The organism is Nostoc sp., from assembly GCF_036916975.1.
Lineage (GTDB): Bacteria > Cyanobacteriota > Cyanobacteriia > Cyanobacteriales > Nostocaceae > Nostoc.
The window spans coordinates 26,313-52,101 of the sequence record NZ_JBALFF010000068.1 but is presented as its reverse complement, the minus strand read 5'-3'; the positions used below and the strand labels follow the sequence as shown (position 1 = coordinate 52,101).

Below are 25,789 nucleotides of genomic sequence, written 5' to 3'. Positions count from 1 at the left end.
GACAAGAAAGCAGTTTTATCAATTGTGTCTGGAAGTTTTCAAATTCCTCAAACTTTTTGCGAGGAAAATATATTACCTGGTTTTGTACTAAATATGCAACAAATTTGGGGATAAATATTAGGGATGAGGAGTAATAGATAATACCGTTATCACTCCTTGACCAAGACCGTAGTACCAAAAAACTCTAAATGCAGCAGGTGTTTTATTTTCTACGTATGCTTCAAATACTTCTTCGCCATTGGGGCCAAATAAATCATCAAATTTGTGATTTTGCAAACCAGGATGACGGAGGTTAGTTTCCATCAAAGCTAATGTTTTGGTGACTTTCCGGTACTTTTTCGGGTCAGTTTGCTCTAAATTTTTCAATGCATCCCTGGCTTCAGTTGAATATTGCAGACGAAATTGCATTAATCATCAATCTCCAAGTCTGCGTATTGAGCAAATGAACCTAAATCATGAACTTCTCCCCTCCCTGCTTCTTCCAAACCCCGTAACACCATCGCTAAGGCTTCTGGATTTTGCCACAACCATCGTTGGTTTTCAGGAATTTTTTCCATATCCACAGGGTCTAGCAGAATTTGTCCTGCATCATTAGCCAGCACTCGATAAACTTTTACCTTGGCTGCTTCTCCTAATGTTAAGTTTCCTTGCTCATTTGTTAAGATAGCTTCTTTAATTACATAAAAATTTTGATTGCTAATTATCATCATTTTATTGTCAACAATTATACAACTTACTATTATAACTAAATTCTAATTTTTCATCCGAAAAATATTCGTTGTGTAATTGACCTTTTTTAATTAAAAGTTAAGAAGAATAATAATTTTTAATTAATTAATTTGGGGTACAGAGCAACCACTGAAATCTTTGATTCTAGTGGTCTACAATCAGTGTTGGGTTCAGAGCCAACAATGATTGCAATTTTTAATACCTCGTCTTTAAAGACGGGGTTTATCCCTATTTTTCAATAATTCTTAATTACGAATTACGAATTACGAATTATCTTGCGGGATAGTACTGTGGATTCATAACAGGAGATTGATAACCATTTGGGGGTACAGGATTCATAACAGGAGGCTGATAAACGCTCATGGGTACAGTGCCAGTCGTACCATTGGGTACAGGATTCACAACAGGCGGCTGATAACCATTTATGGGTATAGTGCTTGTGGTACTGTTGGGTGTAACAGCATTTTTGCTAAACTCTTGGTAGGCGGCACGAGAAATTGAGCTAATCAATTTTTCGGGGCGAGGGTCGTTTTCGGGGCGTTGTACCATCACAGAGGCTATGTAGCGTTTGCCAGTTGGAACAACTATTAAACCTGAATCTGCCAACATAGTACCAATATCGCCCGTTTTGTGGTATATTCTCGCGCCTGTTCCCAAACCTGATGGTAGCAGAGTGTCTTTCTGAGTGCGACGCAAGATATCGAGCATCAAATCGCGTGATGGCATACTCACTAAATTTCCCTGACTGACAATCGCCATCAAATTCCCCAATTCTTTGGGACTAGTGGTGTTTGTCCCTTGCAAATCTGGGAGTAAATTACGAATTTTTGTGGTTGTCAATCCCCAGTCCCGGAAACGTTGGTTTAAAGCCTCCATCCCTCCGAGTCGCGCAATCAGCATATTTGTCGCGGTGTTGTCGCTGATTGTAATCATTTTAGTGACGACATCTAAAGCAGCATACTGGGTTCCTGCGGGTTTGTATTGCAGATTTCCAGAACCGCCAGCAATCATATCCTGTTGCATGGTCAGCATTTCATCCAGGCGAATTTTACCCGCGTCTACATCCTGGAAAAAAGCAATTAAAATCGGCACTTTAATTGTGCTAGCCGCCGGAAAACTGGTAGAGCCATTGATATCTACATAATTACCAGTATCTAAATCTACTAAGAAAACTCCAGGTGTAAGATTTGGGCTGGTCGCCGCCAAATTTTGCACAGCATTTTTTAAGGAGCTAATTTCCTGAGATAGGTATAAGCTCGAAGGTGCGACTGGGGGAGCTTGGGTAGGTTGTGGCTGCGATCGCTCCACACTATTATTAGATTGCGGCGCAGAAGTTGTATTGATGCGATTAGCGGGGTCTAATACTGACAATGCTGTGCCAACAATTGCACCCATGCCAACACCCACAATCAACAACCGCACAATATACAACAAGGTTTTGGCCATTGGCTTTAACCGCGTCTTGGGCGATGAACGCCTGCCTCTTTTTGGCTTTTCCATCCGCACTGTTTTCACCATCACAGCACCTGGTCGAAAGGGAGGAATTTTGCCCTTTACATTAGGTATTGGTTTTACTGCCGTTGGCATGACTAACCCCGATTTTACCCTACGTGTAGCACCAGGGATTGGGGGAGGACTTATCGGATTTTTTGGGCGTGTTGGCGCTGTTTCTCGTCCATTGGCAGCTTGTTGCTGACTGTTAGCTTTAACTTTCTTCTTTACCACTTTTTGAACTTTTTGTGGTGGCTGGCGGCGATTTAAGGGTTGACGCCGCGAGAAAGCTGTTAGTTCGTCACTTGAATCTGACACAGTTACTCCTTGTGACCCACTTGGCTGTTTTCTTGCAGACTCCTAACCCAAAACTTAATCTTTAAGCAAATATTAATACTCAAATTCCACTTTGCCACTAAGTAGCATTTTTGTGTTTAGTCTAAGCCATATTAAATATTTTGGGGGATGATTGCGTATATATTAAACAAATAATTACAAGTTTTCACCATCCTTGTGGTTCTTAATGGCCCATTCTACCTGCTGCAAAATCCCTCGCAGCATGTAGACTTCTGTTGTTTTCAGGTGAGCGCGATTATATATTTGGCGGAATTTTTCCATCCGACTAGCTGCCGTATGGGGATATACATAACCAATTTTTAATAATAATGATTCTAATTGCTGATAGTATGCTTCCACAACATCTAAGGGGGCGAGTTCAGTTTGGGTTAAAGTTTTAGTGGCAGGCTGGGTACATTGTGACAATTCATAACAGCAGACTGCTACGGCGGTAGCCAAATTTAGGGCTACATAATCTGGACTCGTGGGAATACCAACAAACCTCTGTGCATAATTTAATTCTTCATTACTTAATCCCCGGTCTTCCCTGCCAAAAATCAGTGCTGCGGGTTTTTCTGGTTCCTCCAGTAACCAGGGTAGTGCAGTGCGGGGGGTTTCTAGGGGTGTTTCCCAACTGCGAACGCGACCAGTAGTAGCGATCGCCCGTACACATCCATGCAATGCTTCTGGTAATGTCGGCACTAATACCGCCGATTCTAAAATTTCTTGAGCATGAACAGCCATCATCAAAGCTTCCGTCGAAAACGGATCGCATTGGGGATTTACTAATACTAAATTATATAGCCCGAAATTTTTCATTACCCTGGCGATCGCTCCGATATTTATCGGACCTGCTGGCTCTACCAACACAATTCTTAATCCAGCCAAGCCCATTTTTTGCCTCCTGCGATCGCACCATAAGATATTTTTAGGCTAATACCTGCTTTAATCATCACAACTAAGTGTTCAATACGTTCATACTCATCTAGTTCTTTCAACTCCGTGGGTGTAAGTTCACCTGCGTGACTGCGTGCTAGCAAAGTACGCAAACGTTCTTGCATTTCGGGAGTAGGTTTAAATTCAGCAATTTGTTCAGGAGTGGGATTGCTGGCTAAAAAATCTAGGATATATCGGTAAACTTGTGCTGGTACAGCTGGCTGTTTGAGGCTCAAAGCAAGTAGTTCAGGTAAGCGATCGCCTACTTGTGCTAGTTGTTGAGATAGTTCCTCTGATACTTCCAGGGTGATTTTTGGCATGTTGCGCTTTCCTGAAGTGTGTCCTTCTCTCAATTGTAAACCTGGTAAAACAGGCATCAAATCAATATTGCTCGTGCTGTAATATATTCATGAATTGCCCCTGATCGCGTGTACTTTTGAGTAAGTCCTAAATTAGTTCTAAGTAGGTAGACGTAATTAAACATAAGAAAAACCTCACCCTCAATCCCTCTCCGTGAGTTCGGAGAGAGAAGCCGGAGATAGGGTGAGGTTTTATACTTGTTTTAACTCACTTACTTAATTCATTTTTTTAGTCAGTGGGTTGCAACCTGAGATGATGAAATTACTGAACCATTAGCTAGATAACAGAGGCTATATTCAGTTTTCAAGGATATAGATGTATCTACATGAATCAGCCTACAATAAAATCTTGGCAAGAAGTTCTTGCTACATTTAAAAAAATCTGGGGTTATGAAGATTTCCGTCCGCCACAAGGAGAAATTGTCAGCAGTTTATTGGCACAAAAAGATGCGCTGATTATTATGCCCACAGGTGGAGGTAAATCGATTTGTTTTCAACTTCCCGCGCTACTACAAACAGGATTAACTTTGGTAGTTTCGCCCTTGGTGGCGTTGATGGAAAATCAAGTACAAGAACTACTACAAAACAACCAAAAAGCAGGACTTTTGCATAGTGAATTATCTTCATCTCAACGCCGTGCAACGCTGCAAGCTTTAGAACGTCAACAGCTAAGATTGCTTTATTTATCGCCAGAAACTTTGCTAAGTGCGCCAGTGTGGGAAAGATTATCTCAGCCGCAATTGCAAATTAATGGCTTAATTTTGGATGAAGCCCATTGTTTAGTGCAGTGGGGTGATACTTTTCGCCCAGCTTATCGCAGATTAGGGGCTGTGCGTCCGGCATTGCTAAAATCAAAACCACCAGGAACAAAAATCAGTATCGCCGCTTTTACTGCGACTGCTGACCCGTTAGCGCAAAAAACTATTCAAACAGTTTTACAATTACAGCAACCAGAGATTTTCCGCTTGAATCCCTACCGTCCTAATTTGCATCCCAGCGTTCGCATCGCTTGGACACCACGAGGTAGAAAACAACAATTATTAAAGTTTATTCAAAATAGACCGCAACAATCGGGGTTAGTTTATGTTCGCACTAGGAGAGATAGCGAAGATTTAGCCCAATGGTTAGCAGACATGGGTTATGCAACAGCTAGTTATCATGCGGGATTGGGTGCAACTGAACGGCGTGCAGTGGAAACAAGCTGGTTAAGTGGCAAAATACCCTTTGTTGTGTGTACCTGTGCGTTTGGTATGGGGATAAATAAATCAGATGTTCGCTGGGTAGCCCACTTTCACGCGCCGCATTTGTTATCTGAATATGTGCAAGAAATTGGCCGGGCTGGAAGGGATGGGAAACCGGCCGAAGCACTGACATTAGTAAGTGAACCTACGGGGTGGTTAGATCCAGAGGATAAGCAAAGACAGCAGTTTTTTCAAGAACAAATGCGATCGCAGCAACAAATAGCGCAGCAACTTGTGAAAAAATTACCGAAACAGGGAGAAGTGAATGCAGTAACCCGACAATTTCCTGAAGGTGCGATCGCCTTAGCTTTACTCCACAGCAATGGTCAGTTAAACTGGCTTGACCCTTTTCATTATTACACAATTGGGCAAAAAGCCGGAAATCAGCCACCGACGCAATTACACGCCGCTAAACAAATGCATCAATATTTGACTACAAAGCAGTGTCGTTGGCAGTTTTTGTTAAACGCCTTTGGTTTTGACAAAGAAGCTGCTAATTGGCGTTGCGGACATTGCGACAATTGCCGTTAAGAATGTGAGTTCGATATAAGCTGGAAGCCTTGATTTACGGTAGCAAGTCAGAGCGTGAAACCGTTATTTTTTCGTTCAGAAGCCTCTTACGCCTAACTCAGGTTAATTTGGAATGATTCATACATACAACAACTGATTCCTAATTTCATAAGCCGTTAGTGCGCTTACCAGAATGCCAATCCGTTGCGCCACTTCATAAGCGTTTTTCTGAGGTACAACGATAATCCCAAAGTGTTCTTTATCCTCCTCTATGTACTGGAGATGCAATCGCTCAAAATCGACACGGTTATGTGTAAGAATACATCTCCCTACAGAAGTTGCGAATTCAAGTTGCTGAAGGTCAGTTTTGCCGAGGGTTGCTTGTTCAGGAACAGTTGTGACATCCAGACCGCGCGATCGCAAAAGTGTAGCAACCAACGCTGACATATCCTCATCGCTGTAAAGTGCAGCAAAAACTGTCACGATTTGGGCAATATAGCTTTTACAGATAGATGTATTAATTCATCAGGTACTTGGTTTCGCTCAATGTATTCATTAATCTCTGTCTGATGATCGAGATAAAAACTCAAGGCATCGAATACTTGTGCCAACGTCAGATGTGGCAAATGGTTCAAGATTTCTTCTGGCATAATCCCCAACCGCCATAAACCGACAATGGCACGAACAGATGTCCGAGTACCTATAATAATTGGCTCTCCACTCAAAATTTCCGGGTTATGGGTAACGTAACGCGAGGAGGTTTCAGCAAACATAGAACGAATCACTCAGCATAACTAGCGTTGCCTCTAGTTTACCAATAGTTATGGCCAGCAGCAGGCTGGTTTGCCTGTGCAATATGTACTGCTGCTCATTACTGTTGCACGGTCGTGGTTAATTTTCTCTAAAATTTCTAACTATTAAAATGGTAGAAGCGATCGCAGTATTTTCTGTAAATCTGGTTTCTTCATAAAACCCGTCAACTAATATTAGTACGGTAACTGCATTTCTTTGGGGGTCAACAATCCAATATTCAGCAATTCCCCTTGCGGCATACTCGGAACGTTTGTAGCGATAGTCCCGATCTTCGTTAGCTTTACCAGGAGAAACAACTTCGACAACTAATGCCGGAGGTGGCATATCCAAGGTGATTGTAGATCGCATTGAACCTTCTAAAGCTGTTGCAAGTTCATCCGTCAGCACAACTAAGTCAGGAATGCGAGTTGTCGCACGAGAACCAGCAACAACAATTTCAACTTTGTTACTTAAGCGATTAACTGGGATGAATTTCAGAAAATTGACCAGCAAAAAGAGAGATATCTGGACATTTTTTGGACTTTCGGGTGGCATTGCAACTAACTCACCTGCCACCAATTCATACTGGCTATCCGTGCGATCGTCATATTTCAAATATTCTTCAAGGGTTATACGTTTGCCAGTGATTACAGTCATATCACGTCAACACAAGTTACGTACTGATAGTTTACCAAATTCATTAATCCCGATCTATTATTTAAAACCACAGATAATTCATGGGTATTTATCCGTGGTTATATTTTCATCCAATTGACTTTTGCAAGAGATTTAAGTAGGTAGGCAAGATAAAACCAAACTATGTAACGAAAGGTAAAATCTCTGTATTTAGCTCGTAGTTGCGCTTTAGCGCTAAAGCGCAACTACGAGCCAGTGATGATTATTTGCGCCCACTTACTTAGTAAAAGCCTGATTATTTAAAGCGATCGCTTCCCTAAAATTGCTGCAAAAATCGTAAATCACTAGCATATAACCGACGAATATCATCGATTTGATGTAACACCATTGCAAAGCGTTCTACACCAAAACCGGCAGCAAACCCTGTATAAATTTCTGGGTCATAACCCACAGACTTAAGTACATTTGGATCGACCATACCGCAGCCCATCACCTCTAACCAGCGCCCATTCCACTGCAAATCTACCTCAGCCGAGGGTTCAGTAAACGGAAAATAACTGGCGCGGAAGCGAATAGGCAAATCACCAAATATTGCTTGTAAAAATACCTTAATTGTGCCTTTGAGGTCTGTAAAAGTTAGTCCCTCGTCAATCGCTAAAAGTTCTATTTGATGGAAAACTGCCGAGTGAGTCGCATCTACATTATCTCGCCGATAAACTCGCCCTGGAGCCACAACCCTAATCGGTGGTTCTTCTCTTTCCATGTAACGAATTTGCACTGACGAGGTATGAGTGCGTAAAAGATTACCATCTGGCAGGTAGAAGGTATCTTGCATATCACGGGCGGGGTGGTCAGGCGGGGTATTAAGAGCCTCAAAATTGTAGTAATCTGTTTCCATCTCTGGCCCTTGAGCCACGGTGTAGCCCATACCGACAAAAATATCGAGTGCGCGGTCAATAATTCCATTGAGGGGATGAATTCGACCTTGGGGACTGTAAATTCCCGGCATAGTAACATCAAGAGTTTCAGCCTCTAGCTGTACCTGAATTTGGGCAGCTTCTAAGGCGACACGTTGCTGGTCTAGACTAGTTTGCAGAGATTCTTTGACTGTATTGGCGATCGCTCCAATTTTTGGCCGTTCCTCTGCACTAAGACCCCCCATACTTCGCAATAGCGCCCCCAGTTCCCCTTTTTTACCCAGATAGTTAACTCTGAGTTCCTCCAGACGTTCTAGGGTGTCGGCGGCTGCGATCGCTTTTTCTCCTTCTTGCCGCAGTGCTAAAAGTTGAGCTTCTAAATTGCTAGTCATTAGTTATTAGTCATTGGTCATTAGTCATTAGTCTATATTCAAAAGCTGTAAGCTGCTCGATAAATCAACTTACAGCTATGGCATCAATATCAGCCAAAGGGGAGGTTTCCGCCCATCAGAACTTTTCAAGACGAATTTTTAATTTTGAACTCTGCCTTGCGGTAGTAGTACAGCTTGACATAAATTCAGGTAACATCTCAATATCCAGCTAAAATACATCTCAATTAACTAGACAAAAAGCTGAAAGCCCCTTGTTAAAAGTAGGCAAACTTCCGCCACAGTCTACTAATGAGTATGTATGTTTTTTTGCTGGTTGTGACATGAGACATTGACAAATGGCTAATAACAAATAACAAATAACTAATGACCAATGACCAATGACTATGAAATTACTAATTAGCAACGATGACGGCATTTCTGCCTTGGGTATTCGGACTCTAGCCAACTACTTGGCAGAGGCAGGTCATGATGTGAGTGTAGTTTGCCCAGATCGAGAGCGATCGGCAACTGGACACGGATTAACTTTACACCAACCCATTCGCGCCGAAATTGTTGAAGAGATTTTTCATCCTGCTGTCAAAGCTTGGGCTTGCGATGGTACGCCTTCAGATTGCGTCAAATTAGCCCTGTGGGCTTTGCTAGATACTCCCCCCGATTTAGTTCTCTCTGGCATTAATCAAGGTGCGAATTTGGGAACTGAAATTTTGTATTCCGGCACTGTTTCTGCGGCAATGGAAGGTTTAATTGAAGGCATTCCCAGTGTAGCACTGAGTCTTATTAGTCACACATCTAAAGACTTTCAACCTGCTGCTAAGTTTGCCAAAATTCTGGTAGACCAGTTAGCCCAAAAACCTTTGCCAGACTTAATGTTGCTCAACGTCAATATTCCTGCCGTTAAGTGGGAAGAAATTGCCGGAGTTACTCTCACCCGTCAAGGAGTGCGGCGTTACATTGATGTGTTTAATAAACGAGTTGATCCTCGTGGAAAAACGTACTACTGGTTAACCGGAGAGGTAATTGAAGATGTAGAACCCCCAACCGGATTAAATCTGCTGCCAAATGTACCCTTAGATGTGCATGTTGTCCGTAAAAACTACATCAGTATAACCCCCTTACAATACAATCTTACTTACGCAGATGGGCTAAATAAATTGTCTGAGTGGGAATTCAATTTTCTGTAAATCATTTGATTTATCAGGATAAAACTAAAATTATTTAAATGCATTAGAGAAAAATGTAGGCTATAACGTAGGGGCGCTCTTGAAAAACCGATACACATCCACCCGAAAAACAGAAAACTCTACTTGAGACGATTTCATCCACATTTACACAATCAGCCAGAAACAGGGTATGCTGTTTTACCAAGAAATCCTTCCTCTAGCAAAATCGGTAAGACAGCATAAATTTAGACAAAATCAATAACAATCAATTTTTCCACTTATCGCCCGCTCAGTCCAGCCAGCCAGCAAGCAATACCCATGTCTAGGATAGAGAATCAATTTACCGTACAATTTTGGGGCGTTCGCGGCAGCATCCCCAGCCCAGGGCCAAACACCGTTCGTTACGGCGGTAATACCCCTTGCATATCAATGCAAGCGGGCGATAAACGCTTAGTTTTCGATGCTGGCACGGGACTACATGTTTTGGGGCAATCTTTGTTGCGCCAAATGCCGTTAGAAGCTCATATATTTTTTACCCACTCTCACTGGGATCACATGCAGGGTTTTCCCTTCTTTACCCCAGGATTTGTCAAGGGGAATGACTTTCATATCTACGGCGCGATCGCACCTGATGGTTCTACCATAGAACAGCGCCTCAATGACCAGATGTTGCACCCGAACTTTCCCGTACCCTTGCAAATTATGCAAGCCAATTTAAGTTTCTACGACATTCGACCCGGGCAACCAATCCAGATTGATGACCTTACCGTAGAAACAGCACCTTTAAACCATCCAGGTGAAGCTGTAGGATACCGCGTCAACTGGCGTGGTGGTGCTGCTGCTTACATCACTGATACCGAACATTTTCCCGACCGACTCGATGATAATGTGCTGTGGCTAGCTCGGAATGCTGACATTCTGGTTTACGATTCCACCTACACAGACGAGGAATACTACTCGCCCAAATCCCCGAAAATTGGCTGGGGACATTCTACCTGGCAAGAAGCAGTGAAAGTGGCACAAGCCGCTAACGTCAAAACTCTAGTGATTTACCACCACGACCCCGCACACGATGACGATTTTTTGGATTGTGTAGGGAAAGAAGCAGCTGCGAAATTTCCTGGGGCGATCATGGCCCGGGAAGGATTGGTACTTCAGATTCCCACCTCAGTTGTCTTATCAGAATCTTTTCCTGTTAGTAAGTTTTCTACCTAAAGATTGCGATCGGAGGAATTGGAGATTTTAGATTAGATTGGTGATCAGAAGCTTTCAGCGCGAGAGCGTACCTGTTGGCTGTACGGTGAGACAGCGCTGCCCAGAGTTGTCACGCCAACCATAGGATAAGGGCGACAACAGGAGGACTACTTTATAGCACCAACATAGCCCAGACACCCACAGACGCCCTAAGATTGCGGCTGATCGAATAGTAAACCTTCGTTGCAGTCTCAACAAGGAACTAGAGCCTTTTTAGCTCTGGTATTTGGGGTTATCTGGACTTAGTAATTAGCTGTCAAGCTAATAGCACAAGATACTATCTTGGGCAACTTCCCGTGGGTTGGAAAGTGGATTAAATAAAATGCAAAACTTCATCAATTATCTAGCTTCCCTCTCCTTTATCTAGCTTCCCTCTCCTTTATAAGGAGAGGGATTGAGGGTGAGGTAACCCAGGGACATAAATTGTATGTTATTTAATTCTTATTCCTTAGGCTTTTGGCTGATAGCTAAAAGGGGTCGCATCAACACCCTGGCCGATCGCACAAAACCTCATGGGCAGTTGGTGAATGTCCTCCTCAAGGCGGTTTACCATAAGGTAGCTTCCTGCTGATAGCTAAAATAAACCTAAAATCTCAGAATCCACGTGCTAAATTTGTCTCAAAATGGGTGTTCTGTGTGGGTTGCTTCTTCTAGCGTTGGGCTGCTAACGCCGACTGCTGTTGCCCTTGGCAAGTTTGATGGTGTTCATCTTGGTCATCAAAGGGTAATTCAGCCAGTCTTGCACCCTGATGGTCAGTTGTCAGTAGCTAGTAGTCCGCAGTCAAAGGAAAATCAAGAATATATTTACTCAACAGTTGTCACCTTTGACCCCCATCCACAGGAATTTTTTACGGGGCAGCCCCGGAGTTTGTTAACGCCACTCGATGAAAAAGTCCAACAATTGCGATCGCTTGGGGTAGAACAACTGGTACTACTACCCTTTGACAAAGAACTATCTGCTTTGACCCCCGAAGAATTCGTTCAAAAAATTCTTGTGCAGCAACTGCGATGCCAGCAAATTAGCATCGGGCAGGATTTTTGTTTTGGCGAAAAGCGCAGTGGTACTGCCAAAGATTTGCAATTAATCGCCGCCAAGCACAATATCCCCGTTACCATCGTTCCCTTACAAACTTATACAGGTAACTCGCCCACCGAAAGCAGTTGCCTCGGTACTAATCCGACTCAGGATGCCCGCATTAGCACTTCATTAATTCGCCAAACCCTTGAGCAAGGCGACATCGAAAATGCAAATCTACTACTAGGACGCCCCTACACTCTCCTTGGTGTTGTCGTTCAAGGTCAACAATTGGGCAGAACAATTGGCTTTCCCACCGCCAACCTCCAACTACCAAAAGAAAAGTTTTTGCCCCGCCAAGGAGTCTATGCTGTCCGCGTTTTCATTCTCAGTGAAACATCAGATGTCGCTCCTAGTGAAAGCTTGGGCGTAATGAATATCGGTAATCGCCCAACTGTAAATGGTACTTATTCATCTGCGGAAGTACATCTGTTGGATTGGTCTGATGATTTGTATGGCAAAAAATTAGCTGTGGAACTAGTGAAATTTTTGCGCCCTGAACAAAAATTTGCTTCTCTAGAAGCCCTGAAAACACAAATTCAACTTGACTGCGTTGTTGCCAAAGAAGTTTTGAGTGCTGAAGCCCAAAGTTAAAAGTTAGGAGTTAGGAGTTAAAAGTTAGGAGTTAGGAGTTAAAAGTTAGGAGTTAGGAGTTAAAAGTTAGGAGTTAGGAGTTAGGAGTTAGGAGTTATACCATTTCTTTGTGAGGCTGCGCCAAACCCTCTTAACTTTTTCTTTCTTTCTTTCTTTCTTTCTTTGTGTTCTTTGCGGACTTTGCGGTTCGTTTTTCTTTCTTGTACTTAAATATGGTTTAGCGCATCTTCATACAGAATTGGTATTAGGAGTTAAAAGTTAGGAGTTAGGAGTTAGGAGTTCTGAGTGGGAACAATGTATTTAGGGAAATTGGGCATTGGGCATTGTGAAAACTCTTCCCTCATCTCCCTCATCTCCCTCATCTCCCTACTCCCTACTCCCCACTGGCGCACCGCATGAGAGAAAAAATTGACGCTTTAACACAAAATCTGGCTCTTACCATCGTTGGCAAAGCTGAGGCAATACGTTTAGTGCTAGTAGCCTTGCTAGGTGGTGGTCATGCCTTGCTAGAAGATGTCCCTGGTGTTGGTAAAACCCTACTGGCTAAATCTCTAGCTCGTTCACTGGATGGTAAGTTTCAACGGCTACAATGTACCCCCGATTTACTGCCAACTGACATTACTGGTACTAACATCTGGAACCCAAAAAGCGGCGAATTTACTTATCTTCCTGGGCCAATCTTTGCCAATATTCTCCTAGCTGACGAAATTAACCGCGCTACACCCCGCACTCAGTCTGCTTTATTAGAAGTCATGGAAGAACATCAGGTAACAGTTGATGGTGTCTCTCGTGCAGTTCCCCAGCCCTTTTTTGTCATTGCTACTCAAAACCCAATTGAGTATCAAGGTACTTTTCCGCTACCGGAAGCGCAAATGGATCGGTTCATGTTGTCGCTGAGTTTGGGCTATCCTTCGGAAGCAGAAGAACTCCAAATGCTGCAAAATCTCCAAAATGGTGTGAAGGTTGCTGATTTGCAGCCTTGTATTACCTTGGCAGAAATACAGGAATTGCGTTACCTCTGCTCTCAAGTAAAAGTGGCACCCTCCTTGCAACAGTACATCCTCGAATTGGTGCGAGTAACACGGCAAGATGAAGAAATAGCCCTTGGTGTTAGCCCGCGTGGTACATTAGCATTACACCGGGCTGCTCAAGCGCTAGCTTTTCTATTAGGGCGTGATTATGCCATTCCCGATGATGTGAAATTTCTCGTCCCTCATGTTCTTTGCCATCGCCTTATCCCAAGAGGTGGACGGAATGCAAGAACTGTTGTTGAGCGATTATTGCGCTCGGTTTCTATTCCTTAAAGATAACTGTTGCTTTTAAGCTTTTACTTAATTGCTTTCTCTTGAAAATGCTACTAACAGAACCTGAAATTAAACAAGTTCTAGACCAAGCTAAAGCTGCTTTTTTTGGGAGCATCGCAATTTTGGCTTAAATCTTTTCCCTCACCCCCAGCCCCTCTCCCATTTTTGGGAGAGGGGAGACATTATTCTAGTTCCCCGAATCCCAAATGATGGGATTCGGGGTATAGAGAAGGGCTTGCCAATAGGCATTGCTATGTTGCTACTGCCAACGCTGGCTAAGTTCTATGATTAGCACAAGCGCCACTTCTAAATATCTAGGAATGTGAGGAATGTCAATTTTTGTTAAGCGCAAAATCCGCGATGCCTACGGCGGGCTACGCCAACGCCAATCGCTACAGCAAAGCGCCGAACGCCAATTCAAACGCCAATTTTTCGGTTTACTTCTGGTAATTGTAACCTGGAGCCTAGCTATGGGTTGGCTTCTAGCTTTGGCAACTAATGCCCAAAGTGCTACTCCCACCGCCGAAATTGGCACTGTTGACGTAGTACCTGCACAGTATCAATTAGGACAAGAACTGTATCTGGAAAACTGCTCCACATGCCACATCGCCTTACCGCCAGCCGTTTTACCCACCCAAACTTGGAAAAATCTCCTGCAAGACTCGCAGCACTACGGCGCACAACTAAAGCCTTTAGTCGATCCGCCACGCATCTTGGTGTGGAAATATCTTTCGACTTTCTCCCGTATCCAGCGAGACGACGAAGAAACACCATATCGCCTTAATGACTCACGTTATTTCAAAGCTTTACATCCAGGAGTTAAATTACCACGTCCCGTCCAGCTTGGCAGCTGTGTTAGCTGTCATCAAGGCGCTAGTGATTACAATTTTCGCCGCCTGACAGCAGAATGGCAGTGATGAGTACAGACGCGATTAATCGCGTCTGTACAGGAGTAAAGAGTTGAAAAATTCATAACTCATAACTCATAATTCATAACTCATAACTCATAACTCATAACTCATAACTCTATTCCCCCGCTCCTTCTCTGGCCCCATCTGAGGGCAAAATGATACTATGAAGAAAGACTAAATAATCAGATAAGAGTTAAAACCAATCATTTAGTAAACTGATTGCCTCGTTTTTCTCCTGTTTTTGAGTTAATTCTCATTTGACACCCATCCACAACCAAGAAGGTTGGGTTGGGTTAAATGTTTATAATCAATGCCAAACCTTTAATTCCCATCCCCCTTGATTCAGTTCTATAATCTGCCATGCTAAAACTTTTGTTGGGCGACCCCAACGCTCGTAAGCTTAAAAAATACCAACCTTCTGTTACTGAAATTAACCTTCTAGAGGAAGAAATTAAGGCTCTTTCCGATGAGGGGTTAAAAGGTAAAACCGTCGAATTTAAACAACGGTTTGCCAAAGGCGAAACTCTGGATGACTTATTGGCCGAAGCTTACGCTGTTGTCCGGGAAGCAGGACGGCGAGTCTTAGGCTTGCGGCACTTTGATGTTCAACTCCTTGGCGGTATGATTTTGCATGTAGGGCAAATTGCCGAAATGAAAACTGGTGAGGGTAAAACGCTTGTAGCAACCTTACCGAGTTATTTAAATGGTCTTACTGGTAAAGGTGTACACGTCGTCACTGTGAACGATTACCTAGCTCGTCGGGATGCTGAATGGATGGGACAGGTGCATCGGTTCTTGGGGCTGAGTGTGGGGCTAATCCAGTCAACCATGACTCCCAATGAACGCCAGAAAAACTATGATTGTGATATTACCTATGTCACCAACAGCGAGGTAGGGTTTGACTACCTGCGGGATAACATGGCGACATCAATGGCAGATGTGGTGCAACGCCCGTTTAATTATTGCGTGATTGACGAGGTAGACTCGATTTTAATTGATGAGGCGCGGACACCGCTAATTATTTCTGGGCAGGTGGAAAGACCTACAGAAAAGTATCTGCAAGCAGCTGAAATCGCATTCACACTCCAAAAAGACGAGCATTATGATGTGGATGAAAAAGCTCGTAACGTGCTTTTGACTGATGAAGGATTTGCGGAATCCGAAAATCTTTTGGGAGTCACAGATTTATTTGACCCGGAAGATCCTTGGGCGCACTTCGTTTTCAATGCGATTAAAGCCAAAGAACTTTTTCTCAAGGACGTAAATTACATCGTCCGTAATGGCGAAGTGGTAATTGTGGATGAATTTACCGGTCGGGTGCTACCCGGACGGCGTTGGAGTGATGGATTACACCAGGCCATTGAAGCCAAAGAACACGTAGAAATTCAGCCAGAAACTCAAACTCTAGCGACAATTACTTATCAAAATCTGTTCTTGCTGTATCCAAAACTGGGTGGAATGACCGGAACGGCAAAAACGGAAGAACCGGAATTTGAAAAAATTTACAAATTGGAAGTTGCGGTAATTCCTACCAACCGCGATCGCAGACGCCAAGATTTGTCTGATATGGTCTTTAAGACAGAACCAGGCAAGTGGGGTGCGATCGCTAAAGAATGTGCCGAAATGCACGAACTCGGCAGACCTGTATTAGTAGGAACCACTAGTGTAGAAAAGTCCGAATATCTCAGCCGACTATTGAAGGAGTTGACGATTCCCCACGAATTACTCAACGCCCGTCCCGAGAACGTCGAGCGTGAGGCGGAAATCGTCGCCCAAGCTGGACGAAAAGGTGCTGTGACCATTGCTACTAACATGGCTGGTAGAGGTACAGACATCATTCTGGGTGGAAACTCCGAATACATGGCACGTCTGAAGCTGCGGGAATACTTCATGCCCCGAATTGTCATGCCAGAAGATGAAGATAGCTTTGGCGTGCAAAGACCAGCCGGATTACCCACAGGACACGGTGGTGGTCAAGGCTTTGTCCCTGGTAAAAAAGTCAAAACTTGGCGGGCTTCACCAGAAATTTTCCCCACCCAATTGACAAAAGAAACAGAAAAACTACTCAAAGATGCAGTAGAAATTGCGGTGCGTGAATATGGCGATCGCAGTTTATCGGAACTGGAAGCAGAAGACAAGGTAGCTGTAGCCGCAGAAAAAGCTCCCATCGATGACCCTGTAATTCAGAAATTGCGCGAAGCTTACAACCGCGTTAAGCAGGAATACGAACAATTTACTACCCGCGAACATGATGAAGTTGTGGGAATCGGTGGTTTACACGTAATTGGTACAGAACGCCACGAATCGCGGCGGATTGATAACCAGTTGCGCGGACGTGCAGGAAGACAAGGCGACCCTGGAACCACAAGATTTTTCCTCAGTTTAGAGGATAACCTACTGCGGATTTTTGGAGGCGATCGCGTTGCTGGGTTAATGAATGCCTTCCAAGTCGAAGAAGATATGCCCATCGAATCTGGGATGCTTACTCGCAGTTTGGAAGGCGCACAGAAAAAAGTTGAAACCTACTACTACGACATTCGTAAGCAGGTATTTGAGTATGACGAAGTGATGAACAATCAACGTCGTGCTATTTATGCTGAACGTCGCCGGGTGTTAGAAGGTCAAGATTTGAAAGAACAGGTAATCAAGTACGCCGAAAAAACGATGGATGACATCGTTGACTACTATATCAACGTAGACTTGCCCTCGGAAGAGTGGGAGTTAGAAAAGCTGGTTGAGAAAGTTAAAGAATTCGTCTATCTACTAGAGGATTTGCAGCCGAATCAATTAGAAGATATGACAGTCAGCGAGATTAAAGCCTTTCTGCACGAACAGGTGCGAATTGCTTACGACCTCAAAGAAGCGCAAATTGACCAAGTTCAACCCGGACTTATGCGCCAAGCTGAACGGTTCTTTATCTTGCAACGCATTGATACTCTGTGGCGGGAACACCTGCAACAAATGGATGCCTTACGCGAATCGGTAGGATTACGTGGTTATGGGCAAAAAGACCCGCTAATTGAGTATAAGAGCGAGGGTTACGAACTCTTCTTAGATATGATGGTTAACATCCGCCGAGATGTGGTGTACTCGTTGTTCATGTTCCAGCCGCAGCCTCAGCAAATGATGCAAGCTGAGTCAGAGATGGTGTAAGTAGTGCCATATCTCATGCAGAGACGCAGAGGCGCAGAAAGTGCTTTTGCGTCTTTGTATTTTAAGGCATCTCTCAAAAATATTTTGTTTTCAGGAGTTTGCTGAAATGGGTAAGCTGGTACTGCCAAATCTTCAAGGTAAGCAAATGGGGCAAGTAATAGTTAGCCTCACTGTCACGAATCGAATTGATCAAGTTTTGGCTCAACGAGGCTTTATTTCTTCGGGGGAAGTTCGCTCTTGTATTTTGGATAATGTTTTAGTTGACACGGGCGCAACTTTGCTATGTTTACCTGCTAGCGTTATTAGTCAACTAGGTTTAGTCCAAGGTGGAGAAGCGCAAGTAGAAACTGCTGCTGGAGTGCAGCAGGGGCGAATTTTCCGAGATGTTGAACTTAGTATTGGAGAACGTCAAGGAACCTTCGATTGTCTGGAACTCACAGAAGTACCTTATGCCCTTTTGGGTGTAACGCCAATGGAAGTTTTAGGGTTAGAACCAGACCTTAAAAATCGAAAGTTGCGGGTTTTGCCGATGAATTCTGAGCAAACTTATCTGAGTGTATTGTAAGCGATCGTATGTTTTATGCTGAAAGCAGGTACTCAGTTTTTCAGGTATGTGTTATGACGGATAATTAAGTTATGCCTCTGTTAAGAGTAGATGATATGGCAGAAAACATTGATTATGAGCAAATCTATCAGCTGACATTCCGTAAACAATGGGCTGAGTTATTGGATCTTGTTTATAAGTATTCTAAATTTGCTTCTTCAGATGAATTAGTTAAAAGAGCAGTAAATACTTTTGAAAATGAGTTTTTTGGAGAATTAGATAAAGGAATTGCAAAGGATAATATTGAAACTGTATTAGAAAATCTATTTTTACTTCATAAAGGTAAAATTTATAGTTTAACAGAAGATAGAGCTATTACAGTCGTTGTTGAATTGGTCAATATATATAGAAATAAAGGTTTACTCCTTGAAGCATATAATTATGCTAAATTTTATCCGAAACAGGAAATATGTGCTGAAGTAATTAGGCTGCACCAGGAATCATTACCCAAAGTTGTAGAACATTCTCAAAGTGATCAAATAAAGGTAACAGAAAATAAAAATATAGCTAATGTAAAATATACTACCAGCCTTTTTAAATCTCATCAAGAAATGGAATTTTTCATGGCTGTTAGGGAAAACTTTCAAATGTTTGTAGTTTATCCTAATGTTGCATTAAGTTGTTTAATTAACTTTAACAAAATTAAGAGTAATTTGTCCCAAGAAGAGAGGAGCTTCTTTTTTAGAGGAATTGTAGATTGTGTTGTATTTGATCAACATGAAAGCTATAAACCAATTAAATTCTTTGAGTTAGATAGCTCTTATCATGATTCGCCTGAACAAAAACTAAGAGATAGTTATAAGGATAAGATTTTGGCATTGGCTGGACAAACACTTTATAGGATTAGAAAGACCTCAGATAATCACGGGAGGACAGAATTCATGAAACTAATAAGAGAAATAGTAAATATTACATATTAATTAATGAAAAATCTCTTATTTATCTGTAGTCAGAATAAATTGCGAAGTCCCACCGCCGAGGCTGTGTTTTCTGAATATGAAGGACTTGAAACAGACTCGGCAGGTTTGGATCGCTATGCCCAAGTACCAGTTTCAACCGAAGCTATTATCTGGGCTGATATTATCTTTGTGATGGAGAAGTCACATAAAAATAAGCTATCGAAAAATTTTCAGCCCTTTCTTAAAGATAAAAAAATTATATGTTTAGATATACCAGATGAATATAAATACATGGAACCAGATTTAATTAAATTGTTAAAACATAAAGTGCTACCCATATTAAAAATTAAAAAATGAATATTCAGGAAGCTTTTAATGCTGCCGCAGTAGATTACGATAATTAAGAATTAAGGTTGCTCCCGAACAATTTGCTTAAGTCCCAAGTCTGGCCAAGCCTGATTTTGTGCAGTTATCAGGAAGAAATTGGTATCACACCTAACTCCTCACCAAAATCGGCTACGGTGTCCACACAAGTCTTTAGTGGGGCTATTTAAGATTTATCGCGCAGCTCCTGAGATACCTCACCCTGGTTCTGCTATGCAAAACCTGTCCCTCTCCGATACTTTGGAGAGGGATGTCCGATAGGACTCTTTGAGGTTTTGGAGGACTTTTGGGTAATCGGATAACCTGTGTATATACCGTAGCCAAAGTCGGGAAGGAGTTTTTTAGCTGATGTTAAAAACAAGGTGCGGTGCTTGTATTATGGGCAGTTTGACAGATACGATCTCAGACTTTCTGTGCAGATACTTCCTCTGGCTTTTCTTGCCTTTGCAACGCCGAATACAGCCTATTGAGCGCATTTACATAAGCTTGCGCGGATGCCACGATGATATCTGTGTTCGCTGCATGACCAGAAAACACTTTAGATTCATAACGTAAACGAATCGTCACTTCTCCAATAGCATCAATACCGGCTGTTACTGACTGCACAGAAAACTCAATCAACTCATTGGGTACATTCACCACACGGTTGATAGCCTTGTAAACTGCATCCACTGGCCCAGTACCGATCGCAGCATCGGTTAATTCTTCACCGTCTGGGGTACGCAAGGTAACTGTAGCAGTGGGGCGGGCGTTGCTACCACAGGAAACTTGCACCAATTCGACTCGGAACAAATCGGGTGCTTGTTGGATTTCATCGTTAACGATCGCTTCCAAATCCCAATCAGAAATATCTTTCTTTTTATCGGCTACTTCTTTAAATCTGACGAAGGCTTTATTTAACTCAGTATCTGACAGTTCAAAGCCCAATTCTTTCAATCGGGTACGAAAAGCATTTCTACCTGAATGTTTGCCCAATACTATTTGATTGTCTGTTAAACCAATCAATTGGGCATCCATAATTTCGTAGGTGAGCTTATTTTTTAGCACACCATCTTGGTGAATCCCAGACTCATGAGCAAAAGCATTCGCCCCGACGATCGCTTTATTTGGTTGTACTAACATCCCCGTCAAATTAGAAACTAAGCGTGAGGTTTTGTAAATTTGCCGAGTGTCGATATTTGTTAAAGATTCTTGAGATTCTTCTGGTCTTCCCAAAAAGGGATTAAAATATTGTCGCCGCACATGCAACGCCATCACCAATTCTTCTAGTGAGGCATTTCCGGCGCGTTCGCCAATGCCATTAATCGTACATTCTAGTTGGCGGGCGCCATTTTTCACCGCTTCTAAGAAGTTAGCAACTGCCAAGCCTAAATCATTATGACCGTGAACGGAAATAATCGCTTGGTCGATGTTGGGGACATTTTCGATAATCCCCTTAATGATTGCGCCAAACTCGCTAGGGGTGGTATAACCGACAGTATCGGGAATGTTAACTGTTGTTGCACCAGCTGCGATCGCTCTCTCTAAAACTTGGTAAAGAAATTCTGGATCGGAACGAGCCGCATCCATCGGCGAAAATTCTACATCTGTCATGAAGGACTTGGCATAAGCTACCATTTCTTCAGCGATCGCTAGCACTTCTGCCCGTGACTTCCGCAACTGATATTCTAAATGGATATCAGAAGTCGAAATAAATGTGTGAATTCTGGCATTAACTGCCGGTTTTAATGCGGATGCCGCTGCTTCAATATCTGCTTTAATTGCTCTTGCCAAACTGCAAATTACCGGGCCATTTTCTGTCCCCACAATTTTGGCAATCTTGCTGACTGCTTCAAAATCTCCGGGACTGGCAAAGGCAAAGCCTGCCTCAATTATATCCACACCCAGACGCGCCAGTTGCTTGGCTATAACTAGCTTCTCGTCTATATTCAGAGTTGCTCCTGGACACTGCTCTCCATCTCGCAATGTAGTATCAAAAATGATGATTCGGTCTGTTTTGTTTATCATTTGCCCTTTGTTGTTTAGTGTTTACTTGTGGCTCAATATATCTTCAACCTTAGTTTTTCTTTTACTCTTACCTTTGTAAATAATTGCTAAGAATACTAACCTTCTGTTTTTTCTATTTGATCTCTGATATCATTTAAATCTATATATCTGTCAGTAGCATTTCGGAGTTCTCTAGCGATCATTCCTTCTGTCGATACTACTGTAATATGTGTATTTTTTGAGCGTAATAATTCGATTGCTCTTTCAAAATCTCCATCGCCACTGAATAATACTACTCGGTCATACTGATCTACTGTATTAAACATATCTACAACAATTTCAATATCTAAATTCGCTTTTTGCGAGTAACGACCAGAGGTATCATCATAATATTCTTTCAGAATTTTAGTTCTAACAGTATATCCTAGACTAATTAGAGCATCTCTAAAACCTCGCTGATCTTGTGGGTCTTTTAAGCCAGTGTACCAGAATGCATTAATTAATGTTGTCTCTGATTGCTCATGTTTGAAGTATTCTAAAACTCGCCGCGGGTCAAAAAACCAACCATTTTTTTGTTGAGCATAGAACATATTGTTTCCGTCTACAAAAATAGACAGACGATTCATTGGAGAACCCATACAAATTTACACCTAATAATATATATGAATTTAGATGGAACAATAGATTATAGCAATTTTCAAATGCCTTGTTTGCTAATATCTATAAACTAACTCTTCATCTGTAGCTTTTATCCTACCTCTTTCAAGGCATAAAAACGCCTGCAACATTGGAGTTGAGATCCTGGGTGCTAAACCTTATTCACCTCCGGCACTGCAAGAGCCACCCTGCGCTCAAAATCTACCAATAAAATTGAACTAGTAACAGCATTTATAACTGTATAACACTAAATTTTACTCCTAAAGAGGTATAGCATAGGCTTAGGGTAGGATATAAGTTGATGCCTATCTATAGGTTTAGCTTTCAGTATAAGGATACGCTTTGTGGGGAGTACCAATATTGCGCCAAACACAGAAGACAAGGTTGGGACAGCTTCTGGTAAAACCCCAGTTAAGAGGATAGTTGTTGGTTAGGTTAAGGTAAAATATCACCGCAACCAACTACAGAGACGAAGTATATCCGGCTATAATCTGTGAGACAATCATTAGTTGTAACTCACTCAACAGGATAATAATTTAGGCAGTACCTGAGTAGGAATCTGTTGGGGGCTACCTTTGTCAATAAAAGTTTGTTGATGAATAGAAGATACTTTACAAATGTATAAGATTATCATTTAAGTCTTATTTGAATGTGCTTGTACTAAAACGTGGTCTGAATAAATAAAAGTGTTGGACTTAAATCAATCAGTAACACGATATGGCAGAAGAACCTACATCTACCTTAACTAAAAACTATGTCTCTGCTGCCAATAGACACTCAGGTAAACCGACAAAGGTAACTTCAACAGCATCGGCTCGTCAGTCTAGGTGGATGGTTTTGTTAGGTCATCTGCTCGCTGGCGGTTGGGTAATGGGTGCAGCATTGTTGAGTGCTTCTGGTGGAGAATTGGTTCAATTGATCGAAAATAAGGCGCTTTCTGCTTTTTTTCAAGTGCGTGGGTCGATTTTACCTCCAGAAGACATCGTAATTTTAGCAATAGACGATCAGTCAATATCAGTTCCCGAACAGTACTATAAAACAAATCCGAAACAGTATGCCTACTTAGAAACACTGAAATCTTATCCTTTTAAACGGGCTGCATACTCCCAGGTAATCACAAAGTTAATCAAAGCAGGTGCCCGTTCTGTAGCGGTAGATGTCGTTTTTGACACGCCAAGCAGTTATGGAGCTACTGACGATCGCCAACTCCAGGCAGTATTGCAAAAATATGGCACCAAAGTTACCTTAGCAGCCGTCTACGAAAATTCCCAGATGCGCCAGGGGTCTTTTATGCAACTGATTGACCCACAAGAGATGTTTCGTACAGGTTCTGTGTCCATTGGCTCAGTTAATTTCCCCCTAGAGGTAGATGGTAAAGTTCATCGATTGGCGAGTGAGTTTTCTAAGTTGTTAGGTGAAGATAATTTGATTGAAAAGCTACCCTCTTTTGATGAAGCAGCATTGAGGGCAGCACAAGTAAATTATCCCCGACCAAAGGGCGATCGCATTCATTTTTGGGGTTCTGCGGGTACATTTGAGCAAATCCCGTTTTGGCATGTACTCGATCCGGAAAACTGGAATACCTATTTACAGCAAGGAAAGGTCTTCAAAGACAAGATAGTGCTGATTGGTTCAACAGATAAGTTAAACAATGATTATTATCCAGTCGCTGCTAGCAACAGCGCTAAACCCATGTCGGGCGTGGAAATTCACGCCAACGCGATCGCAACTTTGATGCAAGGTAAAGCGATCGCCCCAGCAATTAAAAGTCCAGCGTTGCGGGGTTTGTTTGTGCTAATTATAGTTGCCAGTGCAGCTTTGATAATTAGTAGACGCAAGCATACTATCAATAAATTTCTCTATAGCCTCGCCCTGTCTGGTACTTGGGTAGGAATTAGTTATGGGTTATTTGTCCATAGTCAGTTAGTTTTTCCCACTACAGTACCAATGATTGCGATCGCTATGATTGGATTTTCCTATCTGGCAACCTCATTAATCAGAGAAAGTATCAAAAAACGCCAATTAGTAGACATTTTTCAGAAGTATAAAACTTCCGCCGTTGTCCAAGAGATTATCAGCCAACAAGATGATTTGCAAGACCTAATCCAGCAACGAGATTTAGCCTTATCAGGAAAAGTCCTGGCTAGACGCTACAGAATCGTCAAAGTTCTCGGTTCCGGTGGATTCAGCGAAACCTACATTGCCGAAGATACCCAACGTCCTGGGAATCCGCGATGTGTTGTCAAACAACTAAAACCAGCCAACACCAAACCAGAAGCCCTGCAACTTGCTAGACGTTTATTTCACTCAGAGGCGGAAACACTCGAAAAATTGGGAACGCACCCTCAAATTCCGCAACTTTTAGCGTATTTTGAAGAAGATGAAGAATTTTATTTAGTACAAGAACAGATCATTGGTCATCCTTTAAATCAAGAATTGCCAGCAGGTAGAGCAATTGATGAAATTGCAGCGATCGCAATTGTCAGGGATTTATTGCAAACATTAACATTTGTCCATAAAAACAATGTGATTCACCGGGATATTAAGCCCAGCAATATCATCCGCCGACATTCAGATGGTAAACTGATTTTGATTGACTTTGGAGCCGTCAAAGAAGTTAGTACAAAACAGCTAGATCATCAAGAGCAAAATCCCTTCACCATTGGTATTGGTACTCAGGGTTACGCACCAAGCGAGCAATGTTTTGGGCGTCCCCACTACAGTAGTGATATCTATGCAGTCGGCATGGTTGGGATTAAAGCCTTAACTGGTATGCCACCCCGTGAGCTACCTAGAGATGCTGATGGAGAGATAAGGTGGAGCGATGCCTACGGCGGTAAACTATGCACCCAGGTAAGCCACTCCCTCGCTAAGATTCTCAGTAAAATGGTGCTGGAAGACTTCAAACAGCGATATCAATCTGCATCAGAGGCTCTTGAGGATCTGGAAGTTTTTGACGATATTGTAAGTTTCCAAACCAGATACCCCATGCTACAGAATGACTCATTAATGAATACTTTAGATGACTTAGGCGCTGCCACACAATCTAGCTCAAAACCATCCTCAGAAACTACTTGATATCATGTCCGCCAAATTACCCATAATCAAAGAACCTCACCCCCAACCCCTCCCCTTACTAAGGGGAGGGGAGACAAAGCGTAGCTTTGGCTCTTTGAGGTGATTTGGGTTAAGTAATCAAGCTGACATGATGTCAATGAAGAGGAAAAGGGGGAGAACCCCATAAATAAATTTATTTGCTCTGAAACCCTTATGGCAGGGGTAATTCCACAATATTCTCCCAAGCTTTGAGCAACAATTGCCTATAAAGGTCACTCAGTTCTGCATAAGTAGGTAGGCAAGATAAAACCAAACTATGTAACGAAAAGTAAAATCTCTGTATTTGGCTCGTAGTTGTGCTTTAGCGCTAAAGCGCAACTACGAGCTAGTGATGATTATTTGCGCCCAGTTA

23 protein-coding genes are annotated in these 25,789 nt (G+C 42.5%); 12 read left to right on the top strand and 11 right to left on the bottom strand.

Annotated elements, in window-relative coordinates:
• Positions 1 to 117 precede the first annotated feature (117 nt).
• The 5 genes from V7K73_RS16650 to V7K73_RS16630 all read right to left on the bottom strand — a co-directional run bounded on the left by V7K73_RS16650 (position 118) and on the right by V7K73_RS16630 (position 3,812).
• Positions 118 to 408, bottom strand: a complete 291-nt coding sequence (locus tag V7K73_RS16650; protein WP_334881707.1) for a hypothetical protein — start codon at positions 406 to 408, stop codon at positions 118 to 120.
• Complete coding sequence (locus V7K73_RS16645; protein ID WP_334881706.1) at positions 408 to 710, bottom strand: hypothetical protein; 303 nt, start codon at positions 708 to 710, stop codon at positions 408 to 410. Before V7K73_RS16645 ends, V7K73_RS16650 begins: the two co-directional genes overlap by 1 nt.
• A 289-nt stretch (positions 711 to 999) precedes the next feature.
• Positions 1,000 to 2,538, bottom strand: a complete 1,539-nt coding sequence (locus V7K73_RS16640; RefSeq protein WP_334881705.1) for a serine hydrolase — start codon at positions 2,536 to 2,538, stop codon at positions 1,000 to 1,002.
• 174 nt (positions 2,539 to 2,712) lie between these two features.
• The gene (locus V7K73_RS16635) at positions 2,713 to 3,450 is read right to left on the bottom strand and encodes an RNA methyltransferase (protein WP_334881704.1); all 738 of its coding nucleotides are present in this window, start codon (positions 3,448 to 3,450) and stop codon (positions 2,713 to 2,715) included.
• Complete coding sequence (locus tag V7K73_RS16630; protein WP_334881703.1) at positions 3,432 to 3,812, bottom strand: hypothetical protein; 381 nt, start codon at positions 3,810 to 3,812, stop codon at positions 3,432 to 3,434. The genes V7K73_RS16635 and V7K73_RS16630 overlap by 19 nt, the downstream gene beginning before the upstream one ends.
• Positions 3,813 to 4,177: 365 nt before the next feature.
• Here V7K73_RS16630 and V7K73_RS16625 point away from each other — a divergent pair, with 365 nt between their 5' ends.
• On the top strand, positions 4,178 to 5,623 hold the full coding sequence (locus V7K73_RS16625; RefSeq protein ID WP_334881702.1) for a RecQ family ATP-dependent DNA helicase: 1,446 nt from the start codon (positions 4,178 to 4,180) through the stop codon (positions 5,621 to 5,623).
• Between the two features lie 117 nt (positions 5,624 to 5,740).
• On the opposite strand, the gene V7K73_RS16620 is transcribed toward V7K73_RS16625, so the two are convergent.
• The 4 genes from V7K73_RS16620 to pheS all read right to left on the bottom strand — a co-directional run bounded on the left by V7K73_RS16620 (position 5,741) and on the right by pheS (position 8,339).
• Positions 5,741 to 6,085, bottom strand: coding sequence for a DUF5615 family PIN-like protein (locus V7K73_RS16620; protein WP_334881701.1), 345 nt, complete (start codon positions 6,083 to 6,085; stop codon positions 5,741 to 5,743).
• Positions 6,082 to 6,375 (bottom strand): DUF433 domain-containing protein, encoded by a 294-nt coding sequence (locus tag V7K73_RS16615; RefSeq protein ID WP_334881700.1) that lies wholly within the window; start codon positions 6,373 to 6,375, stop codon positions 6,082 to 6,084. The genes V7K73_RS16620 and V7K73_RS16615 overlap by 4 nt, the downstream gene beginning before the upstream one ends.
• A gap of 118 nt (positions 6,376 to 6,493) precedes the next feature.
• Positions 6,494 to 7,051, bottom strand: coding sequence for a Uma2 family endonuclease (locus tag V7K73_RS16610; protein ID WP_334881699.1), 558 nt, complete (start codon positions 7,049 to 7,051; stop codon positions 6,494 to 6,496).
• 295 nt (positions 7,052 to 7,346) lie between these two features.
• The gene (pheS, locus tag V7K73_RS16605; protein WP_334881698.1) at positions 7,347 to 8,339 is read right to left on the bottom strand and encodes a phenylalanine--tRNA ligase subunit alpha; all 993 of its coding nucleotides are present in this window, start codon (positions 8,337 to 8,339) and stop codon (positions 7,347 to 7,349) included.
• A 383-nt stretch (positions 8,340 to 8,722) separates the two neighbouring features.
• Here pheS and surE point away from each other — a divergent pair, with 383 nt between their 5' ends.
• From surE to V7K73_RS16555, 10 genes are all read left to right on the top strand, one after another.
• Positions 8,723 to 9,520: a 5'/3'-nucleotidase SurE gene (gene surE / locus V7K73_RS16600; RefSeq protein WP_334881748.1), complete on the top strand. Its 798-nt coding sequence runs from the start codon at positions 8,723 to 8,725 to the stop codon at positions 9,518 to 9,520.
• A 297-nt stretch (positions 9,521 to 9,817) separates the two neighbouring features.
• Complete coding sequence (locus V7K73_RS16595) at positions 9,818 to 10,714, top strand: MBL fold metallo-hydrolase (protein WP_334881697.1); 897 nt, start codon at positions 9,818 to 9,820, stop codon at positions 10,712 to 10,714.
• 466 nt (positions 10,715 to 11,180) lie between these two features.
• Positions 11,181 to 11,324: a hypothetical protein gene (locus V7K73_RS16590; protein WP_334881696.1), complete on the top strand. Its 144-nt coding sequence runs from the start codon at positions 11,181 to 11,183 to the stop codon at positions 11,322 to 11,324.
• 33 nt (positions 11,325 to 11,357) lie between these two features.
• A complete protein-coding gene (locus V7K73_RS16585) occupies positions 11,358 to 12,422 on the top strand; it encodes a bifunctional riboflavin kinase/FAD synthetase (RefSeq protein WP_334881695.1) in 1,065 nt (354 codons plus the stop codon).
• 395 nt (positions 12,423 to 12,817) lie between these two features.
• Positions 12,818 to 13,726, top strand: a complete 909-nt coding sequence (locus tag V7K73_RS16580) for an AAA family ATPase (protein ID WP_334881694.1) — start codon at positions 12,818 to 12,820, stop codon at positions 13,724 to 13,726.
• 329 nt (positions 13,727 to 14,055) lie between these two features.
• Positions 14,056 to 14,643, top strand: coding sequence for a cytochrome C (locus tag V7K73_RS16575; RefSeq protein ID WP_334881693.1), 588 nt, complete (start codon positions 14,056 to 14,058; stop codon positions 14,641 to 14,643).
• Positions 14,644 to 14,997: 354 nt separating this feature from the next.
• Complete coding sequence (gene secA, locus V7K73_RS16570; RefSeq protein WP_334881692.1) at positions 14,998 to 17,790, top strand: preprotein translocase subunit SecA; 2,793 nt, start codon at positions 14,998 to 15,000, stop codon at positions 17,788 to 17,790.
• A 106-nt stretch (positions 17,791 to 17,896) separates the two neighbouring features.
• Positions 17,897 to 18,355, top strand: coding sequence for an aspartyl protease family protein (locus tag V7K73_RS16565; RefSeq protein WP_334881691.1), 459 nt, complete (start codon positions 17,897 to 17,899; stop codon positions 18,353 to 18,355).
• 95 nt (positions 18,356 to 18,450) lie between these two features.
• Positions 18,451 to 19,314, top strand: a complete 864-nt coding sequence (locus V7K73_RS16560; RefSeq protein ID WP_334881690.1) for a hypothetical protein — start codon at positions 18,451 to 18,453, stop codon at positions 19,312 to 19,314.
• A gap of 3 nt (positions 19,315 to 19,317) precedes the next feature.
• A complete protein-coding gene (locus tag V7K73_RS16555) occupies positions 19,318 to 19,650 on the top strand; it encodes a low molecular weight protein tyrosine phosphatase family protein (protein WP_334881689.1) in 333 nt (110 codons plus the stop codon).
• A gap of 429 nt (positions 19,651 to 20,079) precedes the next feature.
• Here the strand turns inward: V7K73_RS16555 and V7K73_RS16550 are convergent, their stop codons facing one another.
• Together V7K73_RS16550 and V7K73_RS16545 are read right to left on the bottom strand one after the other, a co-directional pair.
• Complete coding sequence (locus tag V7K73_RS16550) at positions 20,080 to 21,684, bottom strand: 2-isopropylmalate synthase (protein ID WP_334881688.1); 1,605 nt, start codon at positions 21,682 to 21,684, stop codon at positions 20,080 to 20,082.
• A gap of 95 nt (positions 21,685 to 21,779) precedes the next feature.
• Positions 21,780 to 22,301, bottom strand: a complete 522-nt coding sequence (locus V7K73_RS16545; protein WP_041565194.1) for a LabA-like NYN domain-containing protein — start codon at positions 22,299 to 22,301, stop codon at positions 21,780 to 21,782.
• A 736-nt stretch (positions 22,302 to 23,037) separates the two neighbouring features.
• Here V7K73_RS16545 and V7K73_RS16540 point away from each other — a divergent pair.
• Positions 23,038 to 25,398, top strand: a complete 2,361-nt coding sequence (locus V7K73_RS16540; RefSeq protein WP_334881687.1) for a serine/threonine-protein kinase — start codon at positions 23,038 to 23,040, stop codon at positions 25,396 to 25,398.
• Positions 25,399 to 25,789 lie beyond the last annotated feature (391 nt).

Excerpts from the sequence above, each read along its gene's own strand:
- V7K73_RS16650 (WP_334881707.1), bottom strand. The coding sequence starts at position 408 with ATGCAATTTCGTCTGCAATATTCAACTGAAGCCAGGGATGCATTGAAA.
- V7K73_RS16645 (WP_334881706.1), bottom strand. The coding sequence starts at position 710 with ATGATGATAATTAGCAATCAAAATTTTTATGTAATTAAAGAAGCTATC.
- V7K73_RS16635 (WP_334881704.1), bottom strand. The coding sequence starts at position 3,450 with ATGGGCTTGGCTGGATTAAGAATTGTGTTGGTAGAGCCAGCAGGTCCG.
- V7K73_RS16630 (WP_334881703.1), bottom strand. The coding sequence starts at position 3,812 with ATGCCAAAAATCACCCTGGAAGTATCAGAGGAACTATCTCAACAACTA.
- V7K73_RS16625 (WP_334881702.1), top strand. The coding sequence starts at position 4,178 with ATGAATCAGCCTACAATAAAATCTTGGCAAGAAGTTCTTGCTACATTT.
- V7K73_RS16615 (WP_334881700.1), bottom strand. The coding sequence starts at position 6,375 with ATGTTTGCTGAAACCTCCTCGCGTTACGTTACCCATAACCCGGAAATT.
- V7K73_RS16610 (WP_334881699.1), bottom strand. The coding sequence starts at position 7,051 with ATGACTGTAATCACTGGCAAACGTATAACCCTTGAAGAATATTTGAAA.
- pheS (WP_334881698.1), bottom strand. The coding sequence starts at position 8,339 with ATGACTAGCAATTTAGAAGCTCAACTTTTAGCACTGCGGCAAGAAGGA.
- surE (WP_334881748.1), top strand. The coding sequence starts at position 8,723 with ATGAAATTACTAATTAGCAACGATGACGGCATTTCTGCCTTGGGTATT.
- V7K73_RS16595 (WP_334881697.1), top strand. The coding sequence starts at position 9,818 with ATGTCTAGGATAGAGAATCAATTTACCGTACAATTTTGGGGCGTTCGC.
- V7K73_RS16590 (WP_334881696.1), top strand. The coding sequence starts at position 11,181 with ATGTTATTTAATTCTTATTCCTTAGGCTTTTGGCTGATAGCTAAAAGG.
- V7K73_RS16580 (WP_334881694.1), top strand. The coding sequence starts at position 12,818 with ATGAGAGAAAAAATTGACGCTTTAACACAAAATCTGGCTCTTACCATC.
- V7K73_RS16575 (WP_334881693.1), top strand. The coding sequence starts at position 14,056 with ATGTCAATTTTTGTTAAGCGCAAAATCCGCGATGCCTACGGCGGGCTA.
- secA (WP_334881692.1), top strand. The coding sequence starts at position 14,998 with ATGCTAAAACTTTTGTTGGGCGACCCCAACGCTCGTAAGCTTAAAAAA.
- V7K73_RS16565 (WP_334881691.1), top strand. The coding sequence starts at position 17,897 with ATGGGTAAGCTGGTACTGCCAAATCTTCAAGGTAAGCAAATGGGGCAA.
- V7K73_RS16560 (WP_334881690.1), top strand. The coding sequence starts at position 18,451 with ATGGCAGAAAACATTGATTATGAGCAAATCTATCAGCTGACATTCCGT.
- V7K73_RS16555 (WP_334881689.1), top strand. The coding sequence starts at position 19,318 with ATGAAAAATCTCTTATTTATCTGTAGTCAGAATAAATTGCGAAGTCCC.
- V7K73_RS16550 (WP_334881688.1), bottom strand. The coding sequence starts at position 21,684 with ATGATAAACAAAACAGACCGAATCATCATTTTTGATACTACATTGCGA.
- V7K73_RS16545 (WP_041565194.1), bottom strand. The coding sequence starts at position 22,301 with ATGGGTTCTCCAATGAATCGTCTGTCTATTTTTGTAGACGGAAACAAT.
- V7K73_RS16540 (WP_334881687.1), top strand. The coding sequence starts at position 23,038 with ATGGCAGAAGAACCTACATCTACCTTAACTAAAAACTATGTCTCTGCT.